This window comes from Chryseobacterium sp. W4I1 (genome assembly GCF_030816115.1).
Taxonomy (GTDB): Bacteria; Bacteroidota; Bacteroidia; order Flavobacteriales; family Weeksellaceae; genus Chryseobacterium.
The window spans coordinates 3,095,577-3,121,001 of record NZ_JAUSXQ010000001.1; the positions used below are offsets into that span (position 1 = coordinate 3,095,577).

General features: G+C 35.8%; 27 protein-coding genes and 1 tRNA gene. 21 read left to right on the forward strand and 7 right to left on the reverse strand.

All coding sequences use genetic code 11. The annotated features are described in order from the left end of the window. Positions 1-55: 55 nt before the first annotated feature. From QF044_RS14495 to nadA, 3 genes are all read left to right on the forward strand, one after another. Entirely contained in the window at positions 56-901 is an 846-nt protein-coding gene (locus tag QF044_RS14495) for a YicC family protein (protein WP_307268660.1), read from the forward strand. A gap of 61 nt (positions 902-962) precedes the next feature. After that, entirely contained in the window at positions 963-1,529 is a 567-nt protein-coding gene (gene gmk / locus QF044_RS14500; protein WP_307268663.1) for a guanylate kinase, read from the forward strand. A 106-nt stretch (positions 1,530-1,635) separates the two neighbouring features. Next, positions 1,636-2,655, forward strand: coding sequence for a quinolinate synthase NadA (nadA, locus tag QF044_RS14505; protein WP_307268665.1), 1,020 nt, complete (start codon positions 1,636-1,638; stop codon positions 2,653-2,655). 257 nt (positions 2,656-2,912) lie between these two features. Here nadA and QF044_RS14510 read toward each other — a convergent pair whose 3' ends face one another. From QF044_RS14510 to QF044_RS14530, 5 genes are all read right to left on the reverse strand, one after another. Continuing rightward, entirely contained in the window at positions 2,913-3,107 is a 195-nt protein-coding gene (locus QF044_RS14510; protein WP_307268669.1) for a hypothetical protein, read from the reverse strand. A 124-nt stretch (positions 3,108-3,231) separates the two neighbouring features. Beyond that, entirely contained in the window at positions 3,232-3,402 is a 171-nt protein-coding gene (locus QF044_RS14515) for a hypothetical protein (RefSeq protein ID WP_307268671.1), read from the reverse strand. A gap of 79 nt (positions 3,403-3,481) precedes the next feature. Further along, on the reverse strand, positions 3,482-3,682 hold the full coding sequence (locus tag QF044_RS14520) for a hypothetical protein (protein ID WP_307268674.1): 201 nt from the start codon (positions 3,680-3,682) through the stop codon (positions 3,482-3,484). A gap of 139 nt (positions 3,683-3,821) precedes the next feature. Next, complete coding sequence (locus tag QF044_RS14525; protein ID WP_307268676.1) at positions 3,822-3,998, reverse strand: hypothetical protein; 177 nt, start codon at positions 3,996-3,998, stop codon at positions 3,822-3,824. Positions 3,999-4,191: 193 nt separating this feature from the next. After that, entirely contained in the window at positions 4,192-4,371 is a 180-nt protein-coding gene (locus QF044_RS14530; RefSeq protein ID WP_307268679.1) for a hypothetical protein, read from the reverse strand. Positions 4,372-4,742: 371 nt separating this feature from the next. On the opposite strand from QF044_RS14530, the gene thrA reads away from it, so the two are divergent. The 8 genes from thrA to QF044_RS14570 all read left to right on the forward strand — a co-directional run bounded on the left by thrA (position 4,743) and on the right by QF044_RS14570 (position 12,898). Next, complete coding sequence (gene thrA, locus QF044_RS14535; protein ID WP_307268682.1) at positions 4,743-7,193, forward strand: bifunctional aspartate kinase/homoserine dehydrogenase I; 2,451 nt, start codon at positions 4,743-4,745, stop codon at positions 7,191-7,193. Between the two features lie 10 nt (positions 7,194-7,203). Then, positions 7,204-8,130 carry a homoserine kinase gene (locus tag QF044_RS14540; protein WP_307268684.1) on the forward strand — a complete coding sequence of 309 codons (927 nt, stop codon included), beginning with the start codon at positions 7,204-7,206 and terminating at the stop codon, positions 8,128-8,130. A gap of 26 nt (positions 8,131-8,156) precedes the next feature. After that, positions 8,157-9,470 (forward strand): threonine synthase, encoded by a 1,314-nt coding sequence (gene thrC / locus QF044_RS14545; RefSeq protein WP_307268688.1) that lies wholly within the window; start codon positions 8,157-8,159, stop codon positions 9,468-9,470. Then, the gene (gene folB / locus QF044_RS14550; RefSeq protein WP_307268690.1) at positions 9,467-9,838 is read left to right on the forward strand and encodes a dihydroneopterin aldolase; all 372 of its coding nucleotides are present in this window, start codon (positions 9,467-9,469) and stop codon (positions 9,836-9,838) included. The genes thrC and folB overlap by 4 nt, the downstream gene beginning before the upstream one ends. Positions 9,839-9,869: 31 nt before the next feature. Next, positions 9,870-11,234 (forward strand): DUF4403 family protein, encoded by a 1,365-nt coding sequence (locus tag QF044_RS14555; protein WP_307268694.1) that lies wholly within the window; start codon positions 9,870-9,872, stop codon positions 11,232-11,234. A 25-nt stretch (positions 11,235-11,259) separates the two neighbouring features. Next, the gene (locus QF044_RS14560; protein WP_307268697.1) at positions 11,260-11,748 is read left to right on the forward strand and encodes an RDD family protein; all 489 of its coding nucleotides are present in this window, start codon (positions 11,260-11,262) and stop codon (positions 11,746-11,748) included. Between the two features lie 59 nt (positions 11,749-11,807). Further along, positions 11,808-11,878: transfer RNA gene (locus QF044_RS14565), tRNA-Cys, on the forward strand. A gap of 810 nt (positions 11,879-12,688) precedes the next feature. Next, on the forward strand, positions 12,689-12,898 hold the full coding sequence (locus QF044_RS14570; protein ID WP_307268700.1) for a hypothetical protein: 210 nt from the start codon (positions 12,689-12,691) through the stop codon (positions 12,896-12,898). A 1,139-nt stretch (positions 12,899-14,037) separates the two neighbouring features. Here the strand turns inward: QF044_RS14570 and QF044_RS14575 are convergent. Continuing rightward, positions 14,038-14,487: a hypothetical protein gene (locus QF044_RS14575; protein ID WP_307268702.1), complete on the reverse strand. Its 450-nt coding sequence runs from the start codon at positions 14,485-14,487 to the stop codon at positions 14,038-14,040. Between the two features lie 235 nt (positions 14,488-14,722). On the opposite strand from QF044_RS14575, the gene QF044_RS14580 reads away from it, so the two are divergent. From QF044_RS14580 to QF044_RS14625, 10 genes are all read left to right on the forward strand, one after another. Beyond that, positions 14,723-14,980, forward strand: a complete 258-nt coding sequence (locus tag QF044_RS14580) for a hypothetical protein (protein WP_307268705.1) — start codon at positions 14,723-14,725, stop codon at positions 14,978-14,980. A 167-nt stretch (positions 14,981-15,147) separates the two neighbouring features. After that, positions 15,148-15,279, forward strand: a complete 132-nt coding sequence (locus QF044_RS14585; protein ID WP_307268706.1) for a glycine zipper domain-containing protein — start codon at positions 15,148-15,150, stop codon at positions 15,277-15,279. 51 nt (positions 15,280-15,330) lie between these two features. After that, the gene (locus QF044_RS14590; protein WP_307268709.1) at positions 15,331-15,969 is read left to right on the forward strand and encodes a hypothetical protein; all 639 of its coding nucleotides are present in this window, start codon (positions 15,331-15,333) and stop codon (positions 15,967-15,969) included. A 73-nt stretch (positions 15,970-16,042) separates the two neighbouring features. Continuing rightward, complete coding sequence (locus QF044_RS14595; RefSeq protein WP_307268711.1) at positions 16,043-16,963, forward strand: hypothetical protein; 921 nt, start codon at positions 16,043-16,045, stop codon at positions 16,961-16,963. 50 nt (positions 16,964-17,013) lie between these two features. Then, a complete protein-coding gene (gene aroC, locus QF044_RS14600) occupies positions 17,014-18,084 on the forward strand; it encodes a chorismate synthase (protein WP_307268714.1) in 1,071 nt (356 codons plus the stop codon). 17 nt (positions 18,085-18,101) lie between these two features. Beyond that, positions 18,102-18,665 carry a thioredoxin family protein gene (locus QF044_RS14605; RefSeq protein WP_307268716.1) on the forward strand — a complete coding sequence of 188 codons (564 nt, stop codon included), beginning with the start codon at positions 18,102-18,104 and terminating at the stop codon, positions 18,663-18,665. A 46-nt stretch (positions 18,666-18,711) separates the two neighbouring features. Further along, entirely contained in the window at positions 18,712-19,251 is a 540-nt protein-coding gene (locus QF044_RS14610; RefSeq protein WP_307268718.1) for a TlpA disulfide reductase family protein, read from the forward strand. A gap of 81 nt (positions 19,252-19,332) precedes the next feature. Then, positions 19,333-19,674, forward strand: coding sequence for a YkvA family protein (locus tag QF044_RS14615; RefSeq protein WP_307268720.1), 342 nt, complete (start codon positions 19,333-19,335; stop codon positions 19,672-19,674). A gap of 123 nt (positions 19,675-19,797) precedes the next feature. Next, positions 19,798-21,177, forward strand: coding sequence for an orotidine-5'-phosphate decarboxylase (gene pyrF, locus QF044_RS14620; protein ID WP_307268722.1), 1,380 nt, complete (start codon positions 19,798-19,800; stop codon positions 21,175-21,177). Positions 21,178-21,231: 54 nt separating this feature from the next. After that, positions 21,232-24,054: an aminopeptidase gene (locus QF044_RS14625; protein ID WP_307268724.1), complete on the forward strand. Its 2,823-nt coding sequence runs from the start codon at positions 21,232-21,234 to the stop codon at positions 24,052-24,054. A gap of 299 nt (positions 24,055-24,353) precedes the next feature. Here the strand turns inward: QF044_RS14625 and QF044_RS14630 are convergent, their stop codons facing one another. Then, entirely contained in the window at positions 24,354-25,121 is a 768-nt protein-coding gene (locus tag QF044_RS14630; protein ID WP_307268726.1) for a T9SS type A sorting domain-containing protein, read from the reverse strand. Positions 25,122-25,425: the final 304 nt, after the last annotated feature.

Genomic DNA, 25,425 nt, shown 5'->3' on the forward strand with positions numbered 1-25,425 from the left:
AGTGCTAATTTAAATGTTTATCTTTGTACAACAATAAAAAACTATGATTTTATCAATGACCGGATTCGGCCGAGCCGAAGGTGTTTTTGAAGGGAAAAAGATTTCGATAGATATTAAATCACTGAACAGCAAAAGCTTTGATTTAAATATCAAAGTTCCTTTGCGTTATAAAGAGAAAGAATTCGAGATCAGAAAAATCCTTAACGACAGAATTATCCGTGGGAAAGTAGACTGCTATATCAACCTGGAGAATCTTGAAGAGACAAATGATGTGAAGATCAACAGGAGTTTAATAGATTCTTATATGAACGAACTTCGTACGATTGCTTCCGACGGACCTGATTTTGAGTACCTGAAAATGGCGGTAAGACTTCCTGATGCTATTTCTTCGAGACCCGATGAACTTACAGAAGGTGAATGGGAATCTTTAGCAAAAATAGTTCACGCAGCTGTAGACCGATTCATGGAATTCAGAAAAACCGAAGGTGGTATTCTACACGAAGAACTGGAAAGAAATATCCAGAATATTGATAAATATCTTTCAGAAGTGATTCCTTTTGAAGAAGAAAGAATCATTGCAGTAAAAGAACGTTATCAAAAATCGTTAAAAGAATTCGAGAATGTAGACGAAACCCGTTTCTACCAGGAAATGGCGTATTTTACAGAGAAACTTGATATTGCTGAAGAAAAAGTGAGACTTACCCAGCATTTGAAATACTACAAAGAAGTAATGGATAATGAAGATTTCAACGGGAAAAAACTTGGTTTTATTTCTCAGGAAATTGGAAGAGAGATCAATACTTTAGGTTCAAAAGCCAATCATGCAGAGATCCAGAAACTGGTGGTTATGATGAAGGATGATTTGGAAAAAATAAAAGAACAGACGTTAAACGTATTATAGACCATAGACCTATAGACAAGAGATCCATCTCGTATCTCTGATCTAAAAATCTCTAATCTGAATGAATAAAGTTATCATATTTTCAGCACCATCGGGGAGCGGAAAAACTACATTAGTAAAACATTCTCTGGAAACATTTCCTCAACTGGCATTTTCTATCTCCTGCACTACAAGGCAGCCAAGAGGAAGTGAAGCCCATGCAGTAGATTATCATTTTTTAAGTCCGGATGAATTCAGACAGAAAATAAAGGAAGATGCTTTTGTAGAATATGAAGAAGTATATACTGACAAATATTACGGTACTTTAAAATCTGAAGTGGAAAAAATCTGGAATCAGGAAAAAGTAGTTATTTTTGATGTGGATGTAAAAGGGGGAATTTCTTTAAAAAAATATTTTGGAGAAAAAGCATTGTCCATTTTCATTGAACCTCCTTCCATAGAAGAATTGGAACGAAGATTGATTACCAGAAACACGGATGATGCAGAAACCATAAAAACCCGTGTAGCAAAGGCTGAAGAAGAAATGACCTTTGCGAAAGAGTTTGACAGGATCGTCATTAATACCGATCTTGATGAAGCAAAAAAAGAAATAGAAAGTTTAATAAAAAATTTTATAGAAAGAAACTAGAAGCTATAAATGTGAAGTTAGTTCCCATTATACCATTTGAGTCGTATCGAAACTCTAACTTCTCATTTCTAATCTCTAACTTCTATAATCAAAAATTGAGGTTGATATGAGTACCGAAACATTAGAAAAAGCTAAATCTGCGATTCCTGTAAGAGGATTTCTGGATATTAAAGACATAGCAATCCCTCAAGGAGAAGAATTGGTGAAAGCTATTCTGAAACTTAAAGAAGAAAAAAATGCGGTGATCCTTGCCCATTATTACCAGCCGGGAGAAATTCAGGATATCGCTGATTTCCTTGGAGATTCTCTGCAGCTGGCAAGACAGGCCAAAGATACCAATGCGGACATGATCGTATTCTGCGGGGTACATTTTATGGCTGAAGCCGCTAAGATTCTGAACCCGACTAAAAAAGTAGTTCTTCCGGATACCATGGCTGGATGCTCTCTGGCAGACGGATGTTCAGGAGAAGGGTTAAGAAAAATGCGTGAACAGCACCCAAACGCTTTGATTGCCACTTACATCAACTGTAATGCAGAAACTAAAGCAGAAAGTGATATCATAGTGACCAGTTCAAATGCTGAAACCGTCATTGAAGCCTTACCAAAAGACAGGCCTATTATCTTTGCACCGGATAAAAACTTAGGAAGGTATCTCTCTAAGAAAACAGGTCGTGATATGATCCTTTGGGACGGAAGCTGTATTGTACACGAAGCATTTTCTATGGAAAGAATTGCACAACAGCTTGCAGACAATCCGGATGCTAAACTTATTGCACACCCTGAAAGTGAGGAAGCCGTTTTAAAACTGGCTCACTTTATCGGCTCTACTTCTGCCCTGTTGAATTTTGTAGAAAAAGACGACTGTCAGAAATTCATTATCGCCACCGAAGAAGGAATTCTTCACGAAATGAGAAAACGTGCACCGCACAAGGAACTTATTCCCGCTCTTGTTTTTGATGAAAGCTGTAACTGTTCGGAATGTTTCTATATGAAACGCAACACCATGGAGAAATTATACCTGTGTATGAAATATGAGCTTCCGGAAATCCTTATTGACGAGGAGCTTCGTCTAAGAGCGCTGAAGCCAATTGAAGCTATGCTGGATCTTTCGAAAAGCATAAAATAATTTATCACCATGTACTGAATATTTATTATATTTGAATTTAAACTCATAAAATATTCAACATGAAAAATTTGAAAAAGCTAGATCGGAAGGTATTAAAAAATGTAAACGGCGGAGGTGGAATTTGCAATCTGAATTGTGAAATTCATGAAACTTGCGGAGTCGGTTGCATTGGTGAACTTATTTGCGTTCCAAGAGGACAATACATTCCAGATAATTGTTAAAATAAAAGCACTGTTTTCACAGTGCTTTTTCATTTCTTAAAAAGGATCCGAACAACGATAATCTACTAAAACCCGTAATTTACAACAAGCCGGCAAAGCATTATAGTCATCACATGATCTTGGATAATCCGGTGCCGGTCCGTAAGGGCCCGGAGGACAGTTTTCATAACAGACATTTCCCCCGTTAATAGACTTCAGGTTTTCTCTGTTTAATTTTTTCAAATTTTTCATATTAATTTTATTTTGATCTATCAAATATAACATTTTCAATCAAAATATAAACAGTTGTACCTGAAAGCTAAAACAAATGACTGATTACTGAACCTCCGAAAACCTTCATTAATTTTTGTAAGCATTACACCATCGGAGGATAGCAAGTGCCTCCCGGAGTTCTCCAGCAGCCCCAGGCACCACCGCCACGGAAGCATACATACGCAGCACCACCACATGTTTCAATCTGAAACTCGGTAAATCCGCCACTGATTTTACTTTTTTCTTCTCTGGATAGATTTTTTAGATTTTTCATAGTAATTTATTTTGTTCAATAAATATATAGTATTTTAAACATCATATGTTAAAAATATCACATAGTTAGGAATAATAGACTAATTAATCACCGGACCTACACAACTCGGCATGACAAGATACTGCCCTTTGCAACAGCTTGACAAAGCTGTATATTGTTGACAGCTACGGGTTGCTCCAGATCCCGGAGGCCCAAAAGTAGTTCCTGCAGGGTAAGGACAACCGCCAGGACACGCTGCACCATTGATTTTTTTCAACTGTTGTTTTGATAATTTTCTCATAATACTTGTTTTTATTGTTAATAAAGTATTTAGTAAAACATAAGAGTATAATATTTCCAGACACACGCCGACAGGACTATTCCATTGCTGCGGTTACAATTACAAAAAGCACCATAACATGTTTTGATCTGAAACTCTTTTAGTTATCTATTTCTACCGGAATTTTCCCACAATAGATTCCTTTAGGAATGCATTTTTTCGAGTACTCACACCAGTAGTGGGTATATATACATACACATGGAAACGGACCGCAGTCTATCCCCGCACCTGCAACTGTTTTTAATTCTCCTCTTGAGAGTTTTTTAAGTTTTTTCATAATATTTAAGATTAAATTTCTCACACACCGTTGATATGCTAAACAAAGATGAACCTCAAATAATTTAAAACAAAACCAGAACTAGCAGATGTAGCTGAATATTGAGTAAGTGATGCATTCTAAACTATTTCTGTAACAAATAGCAAAAAAAAGACTGCCTTTTCAGACAGTCCTGCAATTTTTCGCTACCGGTTTATTGGAAACATTCCGAACTAACAAAAACACAGCTTTTGCATCGGCTTGGAAGCACATTATAATCCTCACATGAGTAATCAAATCCTCCAGAAGGCCCACCAGGACCAAATCCGCCAGTCGGACATCCACTACAGTTGGAAACGCCTCCGTTAATCTTTCCTAATTTTTCCCGTGACATTTTCTTTAAAATTTTTCATAGTAATTCTATTTTGTTTTAGATTCTAAATATAGCCATTCTACAGGAAAAAAACATTCTTTAAAATGAATAAATCCCATTAAATCGATTTAAATTAATTTAATGTAAACGAAAATAATTTTGGTGTTTCCAAATAATTTGTACATTTGTCTGGTAAAGAATGGACTTTCTAAGAAACATATCAGATATTTCTGTATCGGAATTACTTATTCCGGTTCTGTCTTCTGTTTCTACATTCACAACTACAACAACTACCCCATAGCGGGGTAAATTTTCACATATTATTTCCAGCACCCGTACTCTTTTTTTTGAAGAGTAAACATTTCGTTTTACCAACCTCAAATCAATAATAGATGAAAATCTTAAAATTCGGCGGTACATCCGTTGCTAATGCCCGGAATATTCTTCTGGCAGAAAATATTATTAAAAAAGAATCCTCACAGAACAGGGTCATTGTTGTAGTTTCAGCGCTCCATAATGTTACAGACAGTCTGATAAAAGCGGCAGAATATGCTTCTTTTAAAGATGAGAGCTATATCCCTATCATAAAAAAACTTGAAGAAAGCCATCTTGATCTTGTTAAAAAACTGATCCCAGTTTTAGAGCAGAGTACATGGCTGAGCTTCGTTAAAAAACATTTTAACGATATGGAAGATATCTACAACGGAATTTTTGTATTAGGTGAATTCACCAATAAAATAAGGGATAGAATCACTTCCTACGGTGAATTTCTTTCATCAAATATTATTGCAGCCAGACTCCAGTGTGAAGGATTAGACTGTGTCTGGATGAATGCCGCTGACCACATCAAAACGGACGACAGCTTTACCAATGCAAAAGTTGATTTCGATGCAACTGAAGTAAATTTAAAAAACTATGTAACGAATCATCAAAATCAGATTATTATTGCTCCAGGCTTTGTTGCAAAAGATCAGAATGGCAATGCCACAACATTAGGAAGAGGAGGTTCAGATTATACTGCAGCTATCATTGCAGCAGCAGTTTCGGCTGAGGAACTTCAGATCTGGACGGATGTAAGCGGGATGATGACTGCAGATCCAAGATTGGTCTCCAATGCCAAACCCATCCCCGAAATCTCTTATCATGAAGCCATGGAACTTTCTCATTTTGGAGCTAAAGTACTTTATCCACCGTCCATACAGCCTGTGATGGTAAAAAATATTGCCCTTAAAATCAAAAATACTTTTGATCCCGATGCACCCGGAACTTTGATTTCTCACAGCCTGAACCAGCCAGCAAATGAAGAACGACAGATTGCCGCAGGAGTTTCCAATATGAGTCATATTGCACTTCTTACCCTGGAAGGAAGCGGAATGGTGGGCATTCCCGGAATTTCTGCAAAACTTTTTCAATGCTTAAGCTTTGAAAAAATAAATGTTATTCTGATTACCCAGGGCTCATCAGAGCATTCCATCACTATAGCTGTTAATGAAAAAGATATGTATGAAGCCGAAAACATAGTCAACTCAACTTTTGAAGATGATATAAGACTGTATAAAATGGCTCCTGTAAAAATAGAAACCGGACTTTCCATTGTTGCACTGGTAGGAGAAAATATGAAGAACAGAAGCGGCATTTGTGCCAAAATGTTTGGATGCCTTGGTAATAACGGAATTAATATAAGAGCTATTGCACAGGGTTCCTCAGAAAGAAATATCAGCATCGTTGTTTCAGAAAAAGACATCAGAAAAGCAGTCAATGTTCTTCACGAAGAATTCTTTGAATCAGAAATAAAACAGGTGCATCTTTATCTCTGCGGAACAGGTAATGTAGGCTCAAAACTGATTCAGCAGATCTACGAACAAAATGCGTATCTGCAGGAAAATCACCTGATCAATTTGAGGATTGCCGGAATTTCCAACAGCCGAAAAATGTTGTTTGCGGACAAAGGAATTCCTGAAAATGAATTCAGCAGCTGGAGCGAAAATGCCACCGAGGCCACTATTCAAGGATTTGCTGGGGAAATTATTTCACGAAATCTACGAAACTCCGTATTTATAGATGTTACAGCCAGTTCACAAGTTCCGGAAGTATATGAAAGTCTGTTAAAAAGAAGTATTAATATCGTAGCCTGCAACAAAATTGCCGCTTCATCGGATTTTGAAAAATACAAAAATCTAAAATATACAGCACGGAACCACAACTGCCATTTCCACTTTGAAACCAACGTAGGCGCAGGACTTCCGGTTATTGGGACGATTAATGATTTAATGAAAAGCGGAGACAAGATCACTTCTATTCAAGCGGTATTAAGCGGTACTCTAAATTTTGTTTTTAATCATTATGACGGAAGCAAAACCTTTTCGGAAGTGGTTGCACAGGCACAAAAAGAAGGCTATACAGAACCGGATCCACGATTAGATCTTACCGGAACTGATGTAGCCCGCAAGATTTTAATTTTAGCAAGGGAAGCCGGATATCCCTTACAGTTTGAAAGTATTGAAAATGAAAGTTTCCTGCCTGAGGAATGTCTTCAGGGAAGCGTGGAAGACTTTTATGCGAAGCTTACGGAATATGAAGATCATTTTAAAAGCCTGCTGAATAATGCAAAAAAAGACGGTAAGATCTTGAAATATACCGCAGAATTTAGAGACGGAAAAGCCAAAGTAGGCCTCCAGCATGCTGCCCCGGATAGTGATCTGTTTCATCTTTATGGTAAAGACAATATCGTTATCTTCAAAACTTTAAGATATTCTGAGCAGCCTCTCGTAGTGAAAGGTGCAGGTGCGGGTGCTGAAGTAACTGCCAGTGGAGTTTTTGCCGACATTATACGATCCGTTTAAAATAAGTACTATGAAAAAGATAAAAATAAAAGTTCCGGCTACCGTTGCCAATCTGGTTTGTGGCTTTGATATCCTGGGAATGGCCATCCATGAGCCTTATGACGAAATGGAGCTGAAATTACTGGATACCCCGGAAATCATCATCAGGCATGAAGATCATTTTGGTCTTCCCGAAGATCCTTCGCACAATGTAGCCGGGGTTGTACTCCGGAATATCCAACAGCACTTTCAATTAACAAAAGGGTTTGAAGTAACGATCCGAAAACATATAAAACCGGGCAGCGGGCTCGGTTCCAGTGCGGCAAGTGCTGCAGGAGCTGCTTTTGGGGCTAATGCTCTGTTGGGAAATATCATGTCTAATGAGGAAATGATTTACTTTGCAATGTTTGGGGAAGAACTTGCTTCCGGGGTTCGCCATGCAGACAATATTGCCCCATGCATTTATGGCGGCATTACCTTGGTAAAATCCTCCTCTCCTATTGATATTATTCCGCTCAACACTCCGGATTTGTTTGTATCAGCCGTACATCCTCAGGTAGAGGTCAAAACTTCCGATGCAAGGCAGATCTTGAAGAAAAATATTTTGTTGAAAGATGCTGTTCAACAGTGGGGAAATATCGCAGGACTGGTAGCCGGCATCCTGAAAAATGATGTCTCTCTGATCGGAAGAAGCCTGAATGATGTAATTATAGAGCCTGTACGGAGCATTCTGATTCCAAAATTTGACGAAATCAAAACAAAAAGTTTAGAAGCTGGTGCATTAGGAGGCGGAATTTCAGGGTCCGGGCCTTCCATTTTTATGCTGGCAGAGAAAAAAGAAACAGCAGAAAAAGTCTCACAACTGATGAAATCTGTTTACGATGAGATCGGGATCGAGAGTTTTGTATATGTTTCAAAAATAAATCCATCAGGAATCCAGATCGTTGAGGAGGGTTAATGATGAAAATCAAATAAATTAAAACAATGAATTATTATAATCTAAAAGACAAGCAGGAGACCGTTGATTTTAAAACTGCTTCTATAAAAAGCCAGGGCAGGCAAAAAGGACTATTTTTTCCGGAAAATATTCCTCAGTTTGAAAAAGAGTTTATTCAAAATTTACATCTCTATTCTGATGAAGAGATCGCCTTCAGATGTATGAAAGATTTTATCAATGAAGAAATTCCTGCTGAAATAATACAAGAAATCGCTGCCGAAACAATCAGTTTTGAAATTCCTTTGAAAAAAATCAATGACCGGATATCTGTTCTGGAACTTTTTCATGGCCCAACTTTAGCATTTAAAGATGTAGGCGCGAGATTTATGAGCCGCTGCCTGTCTTATTTTCTGAAGAATGAAAATAAAAAAGTAACGGTTCTTGTGGCCACTTCCGGTGATACAGGCGGAGCTGTTGCACATGGGTTTTATAATGTTCCGGGAATCAATGTGGTCATTCTTTATCCTAAAAATAGGGTGAGCCAGGTTCAGGAAAAACAGCTTACTGCGCTCGGTGGAAATATTTCTGCATTGGAGGTCAACGGAAATTTCGATGACTGTCAGGATCTCGTGAAGCAGGCTTTTGGGGATGAAAATATTAATACCGAACTGTTTTTGACTTCTGCCAATTCGATCAATATCGCCAGGTGGCTTCCTCAGCAGATCTATTATTTACTAGCTTTGAAACAATGGAAACAACAGGAGAATGAAAACCCTGTGATCTGTGTTCCAAGTGGAAATTTCGGAAATATCTGTGCAGGGCTTCTGGCTTATTTCAGAGGACTTCCGGTGGAACATTTTGTTGCAGCCTGTAATGAAAATGATGTGGTTCCGGATTACTTAAAAACCAATCAATATCAACCTAAAAAAGCTGCTGCAACCTTATCCAATGCCATGGATGTGGGAGATCCAAGCAATTTCACCAGAATTCTGGAACTTTTTGACCATCAATTTGAAAAGCTGAAGACTGTGGTTTCCGGATATTCCATAAATGATCGTTCTACATTAGAAACAATTAAAGAAGTCTATGAAAAATATGGTTATATTCTGGATCCTCACAGTGCCGTTGCATTTGCTTCCCTGGAACAATATCTCAATGAGAATTCTGGCAAAAAAGGATTTATACTGGGAACTGCCCATCCGGTGAAATTCCCGGAAGCTGTAGAAAAAGCAGTACCTATCACTATTGAGATCCCTGCAAGCCTGGAAGCCCTGATGAAAAAGGATAAAAAAACTGTAGAAATAAACCCGGATTTTGAAGAATTAAAACGATTTTTGCTGAATAAAAATCAGGAACAATGAGCAAGATCTTTCTTGAAGAGATAAAAATATATGCATACCATGGTGTACTTCCCGAAGAAAACATCATCGGAACCTATTATATTTTAAATACAGAGCTGCATACGGATCTTTGGAAAGCTGCGGAAACGGATGACCTGAATGATACCATCAGCTATGCCGACATCAATGAGATCATCCACAAGGAAATGAACGTTAAATCTAAATTACTGGAACATGTTGCCGGGAGGATTATTATGAAGATCAGCGAAAGTTTTCCCCAGATTTCATATATTAAATTGAAGATCACAAAAACTTCTCCCCCGATGCAAGGCGAAATGAAGGGAGCAAGCATTGAACTGGAAAAAAGTTTCAAACCTGATGGGCAATAAAAATTTTCATATTTATTAAAAAATATAAGCATTGAAATTCATCAAATTATTATTTATATTAAGTTTTGCATTTGCTTTCGGGCAGACAGCAGTCGATAATCAAGCTGCAGTATATAATTTTCCAAAGATCAAATCCAGTATTACCATGCCGGTAACGATTCCACTTTCGGAGATCAGTAATATGATCAATGCTTCGGTAAAGGATCTGATATTCCAGGACGATTCTTATACTGATAATAATAATGACCAGTTTAAGGTAAAAGTATGGAAAACCCGTCCTATCCGTTTGGTAGGTGGTACCAATCAAAATATTCTTATTGAGGTTCCTTTAAAGATATGGGCTGAAAAAGGAATCGGTACATTGGGGGTCTATTCTTATCAGAACACGACTTTTGAAACTGTGATGTCTTTTAATACAACGTTGAGTTTCAATAATAACTGGACTATTTCAACCAATACTCAACCTAATGGCTTCAGATGGGTAACAAAGCCGGTTCTGGACTACGGGAAAATACAGATTCCCATCACGTCACTTGTAGAAAAAAGCCTGAGAGAACAGCAGGGAAAATTCGCCAAAACAATTGACCAGCAGATGACTGCCCAACTGAACTTCCAGCAGTATGCAGTGATGGCGTGGAATGTTTTTTCACAGCCTTTTAATATTTCGGAGGAATATAATACCTGGCTGAAAATAAGTCCGGTAAACGTGAATATCACTCCATTGAAATTCTATGGAAATGAGATCACTACGAATATCGGAATGGATATTTATTCGGAAACTTATACGGGAAGTAAGCCTGGAGCTTCACCAAATATAAAATCAGTGAGCAATTTTAATGTTGTCCCGGTTCTGGCAGACAAATTTCTTCTTCAGACGACTGCAAATGTTCCTTTTTCTGAAGCGACGAATATTGCAAGAAATATGTTCATGAACAAGGAATATGACGTAAGAGGTTCCAAGGTAAAGATCAAAGATGTCAGGGTTTACGGTGCTGAAGGAAGGGTAATTGTTGAAGCTGAAACAGAAGGTTATGTCACTGGCAAGGCCCTTATATCAGGAATTCCGGTTTATGACGAAATGAAAAAGAAAATAGTCCTTTCCAATACAAAATTCAATCTCAGAACGGCTAATATTCTGCAAAAGACAGCTACCCTTCTTTTTAAGGGAAAGATCGTAAAGATGATTGAAGATGAGTACGGAATACCCACTCAGGATCTGGAGCTGGCCTCTAAAAAGAGCATTGAAGACGCATTTAATAAAGAATATTATAAAGGTCTTAAAATGAACGGAAGAGTTTTCAATCTGAAACCCAGCAAGATCCTTCTCAATAATTCAGGAATCACGGCAGTCATTGACACCAATGCCACTTTAAAACTAATACTCAACGGAATTTAAATTATACTTAAACTAAAAACTAACCATGCGAAAACATTTAGTCATTATTGAAAGACACAGAGCTTCCAAAGGCGCAAGACTTGCCAATTATTTAATTGATCTTGTTACTTTTTACATTGCATTTTTTGTGCTGCTTATGATTCTTACACTCATCAGTCCTGCTTACAGAGGATTGATCGCCAATGCCAGTGATATAGAACAAAGACTGCTGGGAATCATTTCCTATATCCTATTCACATTCTTAGTAGAAACCACTACTGGAGGCCGAAGCCTGGGAAAATTAATCACAGGAACAAAAGTCATTATGATAGACGGACAGAAACCTTCTGTAGGAAATTATTTTTTAAGGAATATTATCCGAGGAATTATACTGATTGACCAACTTTCGTTTTTCGGTGAAAACGGACTTCACGACAGCTGGAGTAATACCCGTGTGATTAACATAAAAAATTATGATGCTGAAAGACAGCTAAAAAGCGATATCAGCAGTATTGGAGCGAAAGAAAATATTTAAAAAACTTTTGTTCATAAAGATTTTTTGCTATATTTGCACACCTCAAAAATGGTAAAAATGGTACTTTGGCCGAGCGGCTAGGCAGTGGTCTGCAACACCATCTACAGCGGTTCGAATCCGCTAGGTACCTCAAAGCCTTTCTATATAAACTGAATTTCAGTAGATTATAGAAAGGTTTTTATTTTGCGTCCATTTCTGTGTCAACAACATTCAAAATAATTATTCTCCCCGTGATATTATTAAAAAAAAATCGGTTTTAATTTGTTATTATTAACTTTTGTAACCGAACTAAAATTTAATAATATAATTCTCTACATTAAGTTACCCATTTTTATTCATCACCCACGCAGGCGCGTATTATTTTGATTTTCTCTTTATATGCATGCGCGAACAGATACAGATATATTAAATATCCCCGCACGCGTAATGGTTAGATTTAGAGAACAATCCATAAAGTTTTCTTCTATAATGCTTTATTATTACTTCTTCTATACGCATGTATTGAGTGTAGAAAACCTTATCATTTGGTATAAATTTAATAATGCCTTCTTGCGTACATGCACGTAGTACTCCGAATAAACGAAGAATTACTAGTATCGGTATCAAAGTGCCTTTTTATGGACGCAAAAAATAAAACCCTTTATTGGTGAGGCTTGAGCAAATTTATCAATCCTATACAAAATGATAAGGTTTATTTAACCATGCTAGATCCTGTTTAGTTCCATCAGCATTGTTTAATCATTAAGCATCTCCAAAAAAACTTCCTGGACAATTGGGGAGACAAAGTGTGTAATTATTCAGAAATATGAATTTATAAGTGTACAAATAATTAATCCGTGTCTTTACGGATATGAAGGTAGTTACAATACTACGGGAAACCGTAATGAGTCTGTTTGAATTGTTAGTATTTTCGAAAACTAACAATTAAAGCAAATAAATCATGCCAATTAAAGAAGGGACAGTTAAATGTGCAAATGACTCAAACCATGTTATGATAACTGCAGAAGGTAATTACGCCTTAACAACAGTAAAAAAAGTTTCTGAAGGGAATCATGAATTTAAACCTGATCAGGGAATAATACTAAAAGTGTTTTTTTGTAATACATGCGGTTATATTCAAACATATGTAGATTCTAAATTAAGGTACTAATGGAAATCCCCATTACTAAGTGGGATTTACTTAACTAGGAAATGCTTATACTCAAACCTAAATAAACCAAATGTTTATATTAAAGTAAAATTAAACACAAAATAGATTTCCGATAATTCTTATCCTACTTATTATTTAGATAATGTAAATCAATACAAACAGCCGTTAACTGCTATAGACTAGTTTAGCTTGATAGTAAAGCCCTCTCTTCAGAGTTTTTTTCATTTTGGTGTTCAAATATTAATCATGAAATGGTGCTATATAAAATAGTTCTGACAAGAATATAAAAAAATCCCCGAATTGCTTCGGGGATAAAAACTAATAACCATGAAAACTCAAATTAAACATGAGTTGCTTGATTACATTGAAAAATCGTGCCAAAACTATTTATTACAAAAAAATATTTTCTTTATTTTTATTAAAGGTCATGTGGTGTATATCCAAACTATTTTAGATACATTTTTCCAAAATTCGCCCTCGTAATGGGTAGTTACAACCTTATTCCTGTTTTGTTAAAGCAGCTTAAACCCAATTTATAAATCGATCCAAATCCATTTTTTATGATTAAAATCATATTTTAAGAGGATGTTTTATTTCTACATTTGAAAAAATGCGATTCAATTTATCTTGCTAATTTAATGTGTCAACAGCAATATTTATAATCTTAATACTTTTTTAGATCATACTTTTTTTTAACTCTCCTCTATTAGGAGAGTTTTTTATGCAATGATTAAAGTATATTTTAGGTAATTATATCAGGCGCTTGATAAAAACAAAAAAGCCTCCATAGTGGAGGCCTCAAAAACACAAATGATGAAAAAAATTCTTATAATTTGAGCTAAAATTATCTATTATTAATCTATATCAAAGTTAACTTCTTTTACAATCTTATTTTATGAGTCAAGTCATAAAAGTCATTTTTTAACATTTAATAGATGTTATTATGTATTTCTACCTATTATATTCAGTTAATTGTCCATAACAGATATTAAATAAGTTATATTATACTGTACAGTCATTCAAACTATTTATAATTCTATCAAAAGTTCACAGACTGATCAATAAATTAACTTTCAATTTATAAAAAAATCCTCGTGAGAGGATCTATAAAAAATGAATGCAGTATTTTACTCAAAAAATTATTCTTCCCAGGTAATAGGAACATACACTGTAACATATCCGTCTGCATCTACCTGAGCATCAGAAACAGTTCCTGTCACAGTTCCATAACCAACCCAGCCTCCCTGTCCTTGTAATGCCGTAAATGTGTACGTTCCTGCAGGAACACCTTCATAATATGCAGGAAGAGATTGAAAACCACCACCATAATAGGTATCAAATTCCTCTCCGGTGACCGTGTTTTTAGCAATAAAGCTACCAACATCATAATTTCCGGACAGAGTTTTGGTACCATTAGTAGAAATAAGTCCAAATCTCAGTCTATAGGTTTTCGCTTTAGAAGCCTCTTTAGAAGCTTCAGAATAAGCCTTCTGATTTGTGGTTTCCATCATATCATCATTGGAAGAACACGAAACAGCGATCATCGATAGGGCCATAAAAGCCATCGTTTTAAAAATTAATGTTTTCATAATAAAGTAATTTGGTTTTTCAAAAATAATTATTTCTTATGAACTGAATCAAAACTATTCATTAACTAAAAATTACATTACGAAAAGAAATAAGTTCCCAACAAACGTCTGAAACAGGAGATTTTGATATAAAATTTAATACTTTAACACTTCTTAACTAAATTTTGGCTTCATAATTGAGAATAGAAATACAGTTACTGCCGTTTTGGCTAAACTATTTACAAAAATTTGAATTATGAAAAAGATAGTATTAGCAGGTTTTTTATCAGTCTTCTTAATGACAGCCTGCAAAAAAGACGACAGGACAGCTGAAAAATCTCTAGAAGAGCAAAAACTTGAATTTCAAGCAAGACAGCTTGATATAGAAAAACAAAAGCTGGCCATCGAGAAAGAAAAGTTATTATACGAAGCACAGAAAAAAAAGCAGACAGTATCTCTGAAAGTAAAAAAGCGACTGCTACTGCAAACAATAATTCTAGACCTAAGGTCATAAGAGAAACAAGAACAATATATAGAGACAGAGGCTCAAACTCTAATTCCGGAAGTGGAACTTATGCAAACAATGGAAGCAGTTCTTCGCAGGGAACTACTCAGCAACAGAAAAAAGGATGGAGTAAAGCTGCTAAAGGTACCGCTATTGGTGCTGTAGGTGGTGCTGCAGTGGGAGCTATTGTTGCTAAGAAAAACAGAGGTCTCGGAGCCGTAATCGGCGGTGTAGTAGGTGGTGCAACCGGTTATACCATCGGTAGAGCTGGAGATAGAAAAGACGGAAGAGTTCAGCCACGTAATTAATATTTTCACGATAACATTTAAAGATTGCTTATTTTTAAGCAATCTTTTTTTATGATTTTACTTTTACTTTCATCGGTTCTTATCCTTACAACCCTTGCTGGCTGGGGAAAAATTATGGAAAAGCTTTTCGGAAATTTATCTGTAGGAATTTCTGGCAGTATTTTAAACGGTATATTAGGATTGAGCCTCCTATGGACAGTAGCTGCATTTTTTATTCCTATTAATATATATGTAGAAATCCCTTGCGTTTTGGCAGGAATTCTGTTTTTTTTCAAAAAGAAAATATATCTGAATTTTTTCCTGATTTCGATGAAAGATGCCATTCTTATTGGAATTATTTCATTATTTATTCTTTACAGCAGTTCTTTCTATCCCTTTCTGTTAGACCATTTTGGATATTATGTTCCCACTATCAAATGGCTCACAGAATATGGTATGGTAAAAGGGATCTCCAATCTTGACCTTACCTTGGGCCAGATGTCTGTATGGCATATTTTCCAAACAGGATTTTCCAATTTTTCTGATCCATTTCTGAGGATTAATGCCGTACTTCTTATTATTTATAGCCTTTATATTTTTGAAAGAAAAAGCTGGGTCCAGCTTTGTTTCATCCCGGTACTGCTGCTTTTTTTCACAAGTACCCAGTTCCGATCTGCCTGTTATCATATTATCATTAATTGTTTTAAATGAAATCATAACAGGAAATAAAAACATCAGTCTTCTATTCGCCTATTCCGTATTTGTTTTCTCTATAAAACCTACTATGATATGGCTTCCCGTATTGGTATTTCTGTGTTCCTTTTTCATTTTTAAACCCAATTATAAAAATCTGATTTTTGGATGCTTCATTCTTTTGCTATTCTTTATTAAAAATCTATGGACCTTCGGATACCCGGTATTCCCGGTAGCAATAGGTGATATTGGGGTAAGTTGGAAACCCAATCCGGAGGTATTAAAAATATCTTCAAAATATGCCATTCTGAAAACTTATGATATGCAGTATACTTACGAAGAAATTCAGAAATTTTCAGCATATGACAGTATCAAAAATTGGTTTATATTGGATGGAATCAAATCAAAAATCAATATATTTTTTATTTTAAGCCTGGTAGCATTTATAGCTTTTGCTATTATTAAAAAGAAAAAGATCATTACTGTGATCTGTATCTCACTATTGATAAAAAGTGCATTGGTATTATCTTTTTCAGCACAGTACCGCTTTTTTATTGATGTATTTTTCGTTATATTTTTTATTCTGCTCATTAATTTTAGTAAAAGAAATTCATTTGTTTTTTTTTCAATAGGAAGTTTACTGGTTATCAGTTTTTTAAGCTTTCCTGATTTCATCCGTCAGTATATTCCCAGTTTTAAACCCGGAAGCTTTATGGCCGCATTTAAAAAAGAGCAGCTGTATAAACCTTCAGTCTATGATTACAACAAATTTGAAACTTTCCGTATAGGGAACTTAAAATTCAATGTATCAAAAAATTATCCTTTTAATTTCAATACTCCGCTTCCCGCAATATCACAGGGGTATATTCTGGATGACGTAGAGGCAGGAATCTTCCCACAGTATATTGACGAAAAAAATATCAGAAAAGGTTTTATCTGGAAACCGCTGACAGAAGATGAAAAAAAGAAGGCAGCGAACGTTATCAATAATATCAAAAACACTGATAAATAGAACAAATACAGAAACTTTATTATCTGAATAAAAATAGGTAATTTTGTAACATGTTCAATACATTAGGTAATCTTCTCAGTCTTACAACATTTGGAGAAAGTCACGGTGTGGCTTACGGTGGTATCATCAATAATTTTCCGGCAGGTTTAACGGTAGATCTCGATAAAGTTCAATATGAATTGGATCGGAGAAAGCCCGGCCAGTCTGCAATAGTCACTCAAAGGAAAGAAAGTGACACGGTAAAGTTCCTTTCCGGAATCTTTGAAGGAAAAACTACAGGCACCCCGATCGGATTTATTATAGAAAACGAAAATCAGAAATCTAAGGACTATGATCACATTGCAGATTCATACCGTCCAAGTCATGCAGATTTCACGTATGACCAGAAATTTGGAATAAGGGATTATCGCGGGGGAGGAAAATCTTCAGCAAGGGAAACAATTAATTGGGTTGTTGCAGGAGCTTTGGCCAAGCAACTCTTATCCGGCATCGAGATCAATGCCTATGTTTCTTCTGTAGGCGATATTTTCTGTGAAAAACCATACCAGGATTTGGATTTTTCCAAAACAGAAAGTAACGATGTACGTTGTCCGGATGCTGAAACAGCCGAAAGAATGATCGAAAGAATCAAAGAGATCAAAAAAGAAGGCAATACCATTGGCGGAACGGTTACCTGCGTGATCAAAAATGTTCCCGTGGGAATCGGAGAACCTATATTTTCCAAGCTTCAGGCTGAATTAGGTAAAGCTATGCTGAATATCAATGCCTGTAAAGGATTTGAATATGGAAGTGGTTTCTGTGGTGCTAAAATGACAGGGAAGGAGCATAATGATGCTTTCAATACGGATTTCACTACAAAATCTAATCTTTCAGGAGGCATCCAGGGGGGGATTTCCAACGGAATGGATATTTATTTCCGTGCGGCATTTAAACCGGTAGCTACCATTTTGCGGCCTCAGGACAGCGTTGACCGATATGGAAATCCTGTTACCGTAGAAGGAAAAGGACGCCACGATCCGTGTGTAGTACCCAGAGCAGTTCCCGTTGTGGAAAGTTTGGCCGCATTTGTATTGGCTGACCTGTTTTTGATCAACAAAACAAGAAACATCAATAATTTTTAATAAAAATATTTTAAGTAATGAAAAATTACTGGGATCAGGGAATTTCTTTTGAGGAATATATCCACATCGGAAGAGAACGATTAGAAAATCCTTCCAACCAACAGGAAACTGACTATAAACAATATTACGAACTTGGACTTCAGAGAATGGACAGAACACTTAAAAAGTATGTTCCGGATGAAGAACAGGTAAAAATATTGGCTTCTAAGAATTTTGACGGAAAAATCCTGATCATTTCTGAAGCATGGTGCGGAGACGCCAGTGCTACAGTACCCGCACTTGTTAAGTTTTTCGAAGGACACAACGAGGTTAAAATTTTCCTGAGAGACAGTGATAAAAGCCTGATCAATCAGTATCTGACCAATGGTACAGAATCTATTCCTAAAGCGCTTATCCTGGATAAAGATTTTAATGTTAAAAACTCATGGGGCCCGCGTCCGAAGTTCGGCTATGAACTGTTAATGAAGCATAAAGCTGATCCGGAAGCTTATCCAAAAGATAATTTCTACAACGACCTGCAGCTGTACTATGCCAAAAACAGAGGTAAGGATGCTGTTCAGGAAATCCTAGAATTATTATAATTCAGATAAAATTTTCACGGCAAAAAATAATAGTAAAGATCTACGCATGAAAAAAAATATCATTTATCTTGTCCTCATCATCATTATCGGTGTTATCGCTTTTGTTCCGGGGGTAAAGGAATACCTTAGAGATCAGTTTTTCCCGATCGCTACCATAGAAAATGCCGTACACGTCAGTGAAGAAGATTATGACATCGAGCTGAAAGGAATCAATGTACCGAGCACCAATCTTAAAGCATTTAAAAATAAACCTGTTTTCCTGAATTTCTGGGGAACATGGTGCCCGCCCTGCAGAAAAGAATGGCCAACCATCCAGAAATTGTATGATTCAAGAAAAGGAAATGTAGATTTCATTCTGATTGCCATGAATGACAAAGAAGATGCGGTAAGAGCATTTTTAAAGGAAAATAATTATACTGTCCCTGTATATATTGCACAAAGCCCTATTTCTGAAAAAATTCTTCCAAAAGTATTCCCTACCACTTTTCTTATAGACCAGCATGGAAGGATCATCATTAAAGAAGATGCCTACAGAGATTGGAACACAGAGACTGTGCATCAGTTCATTGACAATATCATCAAGTAGTTTTTTAACTAATTTTATATTTTATTGGTACAGAATTTGCGAAATTAACTACGTTGAAAAAGAAAAAAAACCAAACACAATATGAAGTATTCAAAATTAAACCTTGCTAAAGAAGCCATCAGCCATAAAGGTTTCGTAAAAAAAATCCCTGATATATTCAGAATGGTAAAATTATGGAGAAAAGGACTTTATCCTATAAAATCCATTGATATCATTCTTCCGCTTCTTGGAATTTTATACGTGATCTCCCCTATCGATCTTCTTCCAGAATTTGCAATACCTGTATTAGGTGTTATGGATGACCTGGCGGTATTATCACTTACAATTCCAAAACTGATTAAAGAAGTTGATAAATTCCTTCTTTGGGAAGCTGAACAAAGAATGAGCAGTACCAAGATTATCGATGTAGAAATTATAAAATAATAATTTACAGAAATATTTTAAGCCATCCTGAAACATTTCAGGATGGTTTTTTGTATACAAATGGTTGATAAATTTTTAAGCCTTACTTCAAATGTTTAAATTTGCATTATCTAATAAAAAATAATGGAAAGTAAAAAAGAGTTTTTCTTAGAGTGCTATAAGCTTGGCATTATCAAATTCGGAAGATTTACCTTAAAAAGCGGTATTGAAAGTCCTTTTTATGTAGACCTGAGACCTTTGGCTTCAGATCCGAAAATTTTAAAAAATCTGGCTAATTATTTACTGGAAATGCTTCCGCTTGATAATTTTGACCTGATTTGCGGGGTGCCTTATGCAGCACTGCCAATGGCTACTGCCATGTCTCTGGAAAGCTATATTCCATTAATTATTAAAAGAAAAGAGGCAAAGAATTACGGAACTAAGAAACTGATCGAGGGAATTTACCAGAAAGGACAAAACTGTCTTTTGGTAGAAGACGTGATCACTTCCGGAAAATCTCTGGTAGAAACTATTGCCGAGGTAGAGCAGGAAGATCTGAAAGTAGCTGATATTGTTGTTGTTTTAGACAGAGAACAGGGAGGAAAACAGCTTTTGGAAAATAAGGGCTACAGAGTTCATACTCTTTTCAATATTTCAGAAGTCTGTACTATTCTTCAGGAAACAGGAGAACTTTCTGATGAAGAAGTAAAAAGGATTCAGGATTTTCTTCAGGGGAACCATATTCAGTTTGAAGAAAAGATCAGAAGTTCTTACGAGCAAAAGCTGCAGCACGCACAGCATTCAGTTTCAAAAAAATTATTGGAAACGGCTTTAAAGAAAAAATCAAACCTGATTGCATCCGCAGATGTTACTACAACAAAGGAATTACTTGATTTAGCTGAGAAAGTAGGACCTCATGTGATTGCATTAAAAACGCATATCGACATTATTTCAGATTTTGAATATGAAAAAACAATTACTCCATTAAAAGCGCTGGCTGAAAAGCACCAGTTCTTACTGATGGAAGACAGAAAATTTGCAGATATCGGGAATACACAGGAACTGCAGTTCACCAGTGGAGTATTTAAGATTACAGACTGGGCAGATTTTGTGACTTCACAGGTTATTGGAGGGTTTGAATCTTTAGACTGCTTTAAAAATGTGGGGGTTGTTGCTATCGTAGGAATGTCTTCAAAAGGAGCGCTGACTACGGCAAGTTATCGTGAAGAAGCCCTGAAAGTGGCACTATCCCATCCTAATGTCATTGGAGGAGTATCGCAAAACCAGATTCCAGAAGACCTTCTTCTATTCACTCCGGGTGTGAATCTTGCAGACTCAGGAGACGGAAAAGGACAGCAGTACAATACACCTGAACATGTTTTCAAAATGCTTCATACTGATTTCATCATCGTAGGAAGAGGAATTTACAAGTCTGAAGACCCTGAAACAGCTGCTATCACTTATAAAAATGAGGGTTGGAATGCTTATGTTAATTCTTTGCAAAAAAACGAAGTACAAGGCTAAAACTCTGTTGAATATATTCAAAATAAGTTTATATTTGAGCTTTATCACAGGATATTGAAAAAGATTACTACTTGCCTTGTTTTATTTTGGGGAATTGTACAGGTTTCTGGACAGAAAGACAGCATCTACATTGAAGCGAAATTATCAGCCGACAGAAAAACACTTGAAGTAAACCAGGATATTGTTTATTACAATCATTCTGACAAAGATTTGCAATCGGTGAAACTTCTTAATTGGGTTTCTGCCTATAATAAAAAAGGGACATCTCTGGTTTACAGAAAACTGGAAGACCGGAGTACAGATCTTCATTTTGCAAAACCGGATCAGCTGGGTAAACTTTTAGATCTCAATGTTAAAAACTCAGAACAGCAACCTGTTCCTGTTAATAATATTTCAGATGAGAATCTTTTTCTCCCCCTGACACAAGCTTTAAAGCCGGGTGAAAGCATCAGATTACAGCTTCATTACAGGATGCAGCTTCCAGACAATAAATTTACTGGATATGGCAGCTCTGATAAAATGACAGCATTAAAATATTTCTTTATTGTTCCGGATCATTTCGATCCGGACAATATTTCCAAAAGGAACTACCACGACATTGAAGAATCAGTAAGTTTCAATACGTTCTGGACAGTCAATTTTGATCTTCCCCCTGACAGTTTTATTGAAAGTAACCTTCCGCAGATACAGATGAATTCATTTAAGGGTTATCTGGATTCTGACCCTGAGTTTCTGATCTCCCAGAGTGGGCTACCTTCTATAAAAATCAACGTTGATGGAAAAGATACGGAGATCAAATTTGGATATAATCTGAAACCTGAAGAAAAGCAAAATCTTGAGTTTTATCTGCCTTTACATTTAAAATTTATTAAAGAAAAAATAGGTGTCATTCCTGAAAATATTTTTATTTCAGAGAAATTCAGATCACAGGAAGATTTTTTTGGAAATAATGATATCGCATTTTGGAAATTCAGATTTCAGCTGTTTACAGATACTGAAAAAACAGACCTGGACTACTTTGGGATTATTGCAAAAAAGATTCTTGATGAAAGTATTATTGCAGATAAGCAGAAAAACCATTGGTTTAAAAACGGCTTAAAATCCTATCTTGAAATTCAGTATCTCAATAAATTCTATAGTGAAACCAAATTATTGGGGAACCTACCGGAAACAAAAGTATTTGGAGTAAAACCGCTGAAGCTTTTTCATGCATCCAAGGTAAAATTAATTGACCGTTATGGGCTGTCTTATCAGTATATCATGTCCCAAAATCTGGATCAGAAGATTAGTGAAGAATTTACGGTACTGAGTAATTTTAACCAAATGGCAGTGAGCAGTTTTGAAACGGGAAGCCTTTTCAACTATACTGCAGAAAAAATGGGTTATGAAAAATTCAATGGTATTTTAAAAGATTATATTTCCAAAAATACAGACAGAAAGATCAATCCGGAAGAATTTTTGAAGGAGCTTACTGAGCAAAATAAAACATCAGGGTATCTTACTGATTTTTTGAAACAGAAAAACAGGATCAATTTCAGACTGAAGAACATTAGAAAACAGGAAGATTCTGTAAATATCAAAATTGCCAAAAATACGGATTACCCAATACCCGTAAAGCTTGAAACGCAGACAAGCGAGGGCGAAAAAAAATCTTACTGGATAGAAACGGAAGAAAATGAAAGACTTACGAATTTCTCTCTTCCCGCATCAGAATATGTTCACAAAGTCACACTTAATAATGATTATATTTTCCCTGAATCTAAATACCGGGATAATTTCCTGTATGCAAAAGGTTTATTTTCGAATGCAAAAAAAATAAAGTTCAAACTTATTAAGGATATTCCGAATCCTGAGTACAATGAAATATACGTAAGCCCAAGGGTACGTTTCAACAATACTTATGATAAATTCCTATTGGGGATCAATTTAAAAAACCAGTCTTTTTTTGATCAGAAGTTTCTGTATTCGGTGACACCCACTTACAGTACCGGAACTGGGAAACTGACAGGCTCCGGAGCGGTCTCCTACTCTTTCCTTCCGGCTGAAAGCATTTTCAGGAGTATTACCTTTGGAGTTTCGGGTTCCTATTTTCATTACGATTATGATCTGGCCTACACCAAGGGATCGATATTCTCTAATTTCAATTTCAGAAAAAATCCCCGCAGCACGGTCAGCAGGAGCATAGGTTTATCTTACAATTACCTGGAAAGAGACCTGAGCCCAGCGATGGTTGCCAACAGAGATTATGGCAAATATAACCTCTGGAGTGCTGGATATGGCTACAGTGACAGCCAGATGATTCATGAGAAAAGTTTAAGCCTGAGCACTCAGGGTATGGAAGATTTCAATAAAATTACTGCTGAAGGATTTTACAGGTGGGAATTTGCGCCTAAGCAAAAATTAAGTCTCAGACTTTTTGCAGGCTATTTTATAAAAAATGACACCCGGAATAATATGTTCAATTATGGTATTTCGAGGGTATCAAATTATTCCTTCTCGTACAATCTTTTGGGTGAAAGTGCCAGCAGCGGACTTTTATCCCAACAGTTTATCCTTGCAGACGGAGGTTTCAAATCTTTTATTCCCGGTTCAGTCAATCAATGGATCACGTCTTTTAATATAGATTCAAGTGTCTGGAAGATATTCCATGTGTATGCAGATGCAGGGATCTATAAAAACAAAAACCGCCCTGCAGAGTTTATCTGGGACAGTGGTATTAAAGTAAAGCTGATTCCTGATTTCCTGGAAATCTATTTCCCCATTCAATCATCATTAGGTTTTGAACCTTCCTTTAAGGATTATGCCAAGCGTATCAGATATACTTTGATTCTCAACCTGGGAGCAGTTATTAATGCGGCCAGGAGAGGTTGGTATTAAATAAAAAAACAGCTGCATTAAGCAACTGTTTCTTATTAATCTGTTATCTTGAAAACTAACTTTTAAATTCTTTTTTGAAACAGAGTCTATTCTGATTTGGACAAAGCCTCTGGTAATAAATTAATATCAAAAACAGTACCACACAAATATTATATTCTTAAAATATAATTAAAAAACGAAATAAAATCAATATAGCTGTAATTTTAAATAAAGAAGAAACTATAAATGATTTCAAAAAAAGCTCCGGGCATTTCTTCGAAATGCCCGGAGCTTTATACTATTCTTAAAATGACTAAAAATTACTCTTTCAAGATTTTTTGAGATACAGGTTCATTATTTACTGTTCCTGTTACAATGTAGTTTCCTTTTGCTAAATCAGATACTTCTACAGTTTCGTTTTCTTTTACAGAAAGAGACTTTACAACTTGTCCGAACATATTAAAGATTTTGACATCTTTACAGTTTTTTGCAAAATTGATTTCCGATTTTACCAAAGTATTTTTTACCAAGCTGAATTTTGATGCTGAGAAATCAACTGTAGATAGAGACCCATTCTGAATTAAAGAAAACTCATCAAAGCTGGCAGTTGAGTTATTATAAGCACGCACTTGTAATTGGAACTGAACGGCTGTTGCAGGAGAAGTAAAGGTTACGGTTTTTTGAGTCCAGACACCTACTTTAGCTAAATAACCGCTATTATTTCTCAATGGATCTGTTGCAGGATCAGTAGTTAAATATACCGGAGCATCAGAAACATTTAAAAAACAAGACCAAAGTCTGGCGCCATTTCCACTACCAACAGACTTATACCAAAAACTAACCACATATTGAGTACTGGCACTGATAGGAATATTTTGATAAAATCCCGTTGTTGCTGTTGCTACATATTTAGCATAATTTGCACCTTGATAGGGGGTATCCGTTTCTGCAGTTGGCAAAGTATAACCGTTTCCAGTACCAGCTGCCCAGCTAGTAAGTCCATTTTCAAAACCTGGGTTCTGAACTAAATTTTGAGAAAATCCCAAAATACATGAAGTAACTCCTAAAATAGTAAAGATTTTTTTCATTATAAAAAGTTTTAAATTTTAATGAGATAAAAATACAAAAAAACCTTAACCATATTAAAATGAGGGGATATAATTAACAATTAATTAAAGTTAACTTTTTATTAATCAGCTAAAAACTAGCTCTATCACTAGGATATTGGCGTATATGATAAATCCCGTTGTAAAGATTTACGATAGTAAAAAATCGGTTAAAAAAAAGTGAAATATTATTAAACAATTATATTTATTAATTATAATTTAACATCATAATTCATTAATCAATAAAATTTCAGGACTAATTAATCCATTTTAATAAATATACCTT

Bases quoted from the DNA above. Each gene is read 5' to 3' on its own strand.
- QF044_RS14495 (WP_307268660.1), top strand. From the start codon at position 56: ATGACCGGATTCGGCCGAGCCGAAGGTGTTTTTGAAGGGAAAAAGATT.
- gmk (WP_307268663.1), top strand. From the start codon at position 963: ATGAATAAAGTTATCATATTTTCAGCACCATCGGGGAGCGGAAAAACT.
- nadA (WP_307268665.1), top strand. From the start codon at position 1,636: ATGAGTACCGAAACATTAGAAAAAGCTAAATCTGCGATTCCTGTAAGA.
- QF044_RS14510 (WP_307268669.1), bottom strand. From the start codon at position 3,107: ATGAAAAATTTGAAAAAATTAAACAGAGAAAACCTGAAGTCTATTAAC.
- QF044_RS14515 (WP_307268671.1), bottom strand. From the start codon at position 3,402: ATGAAAAATCTAAAAAATCTATCCAGAGAAGAAAAAAGTAAAATCAGT.
- QF044_RS14520 (WP_307268674.1), bottom strand. From the start codon at position 3,682: ATGAGAAAATTATCAAAACAACAGTTGAAAAAAATCAATGGTGCAGCG.
- QF044_RS14525 (WP_307268676.1), bottom strand. From the start codon at position 3,998: ATGAAAAAACTTAAAAAACTCTCAAGAGGAGAATTAAAAACAGTTGCA.
- QF044_RS14530 (WP_307268679.1), bottom strand. From the start codon at position 4,371: ATGTCACGGGAAAAATTAGGAAAGATTAACGGAGGCGTTTCCAACTGT.
- thrA (WP_307268682.1), top strand. From the start codon at position 4,743: ATGAAAATCTTAAAATTCGGCGGTACATCCGTTGCTAATGCCCGGAAT.
- QF044_RS14540 (WP_307268684.1), top strand. From the start codon at position 7,204: ATGAAAAAGATAAAAATAAAAGTTCCGGCTACCGTTGCCAATCTGGTT.
- thrC (WP_307268688.1), top strand. From the start codon at position 8,157: ATGAATTATTATAATCTAAAAGACAAGCAGGAGACCGTTGATTTTAAA.
- folB (WP_307268690.1), top strand. From the start codon at position 9,467: ATGAGCAAGATCTTTCTTGAAGAGATAAAAATATATGCATACCATGGT.
- QF044_RS14560 (WP_307268697.1), top strand. From the start codon at position 11,260: ATGCGAAAACATTTAGTCATTATTGAAAGACACAGAGCTTCCAAAGGC.
- QF044_RS14570 (WP_307268700.1), top strand. From the start codon at position 12,689: ATGCCAATTAAAGAAGGGACAGTTAAATGTGCAAATGACTCAAACCAT.
- QF044_RS14575 (WP_307268702.1), bottom strand. From the start codon at position 14,487: ATGAAAACATTAATTTTTAAAACGATGGCTTTTATGGCCCTATCGATG.
- QF044_RS14580 (WP_307268705.1), top strand. From the start codon at position 14,723: ATGAAAAAGATAGTATTAGCAGGTTTTTTATCAGTCTTCTTAATGACA.
- QF044_RS14590 (WP_307268709.1), top strand. From the start codon at position 15,331: ATGATTTTACTTTTACTTTCATCGGTTCTTATCCTTACAACCCTTGCT.
- QF044_RS14595 (WP_307268711.1), top strand. From the start codon at position 16,043: ATGATATGGCTTCCCGTATTGGTATTTCTGTGTTCCTTTTTCATTTTT.
- aroC (WP_307268714.1), top strand. From the start codon at position 17,014: ATGTTCAATACATTAGGTAATCTTCTCAGTCTTACAACATTTGGAGAA.
- QF044_RS14605 (WP_307268716.1), top strand. From the start codon at position 18,102: ATGAAAAATTACTGGGATCAGGGAATTTCTTTTGAGGAATATATCCAC.
- QF044_RS14610 (WP_307268718.1), top strand. From the start codon at position 18,712: ATGAAAAAAAATATCATTTATCTTGTCCTCATCATCATTATCGGTGTT.
- QF044_RS14615 (WP_307268720.1), top strand. From the start codon at position 19,333: ATGAAGTATTCAAAATTAAACCTTGCTAAAGAAGCCATCAGCCATAAA.
- pyrF (WP_307268722.1), top strand. From the start codon at position 19,798: ATGGAAAGTAAAAAAGAGTTTTTCTTAGAGTGCTATAAGCTTGGCATT.
- QF044_RS14630 (WP_307268726.1), bottom strand. From the start codon at position 25,121: ATGAAAAAAATCTTTACTATTTTAGGAGTTACTTCATGTATTTTGGGA.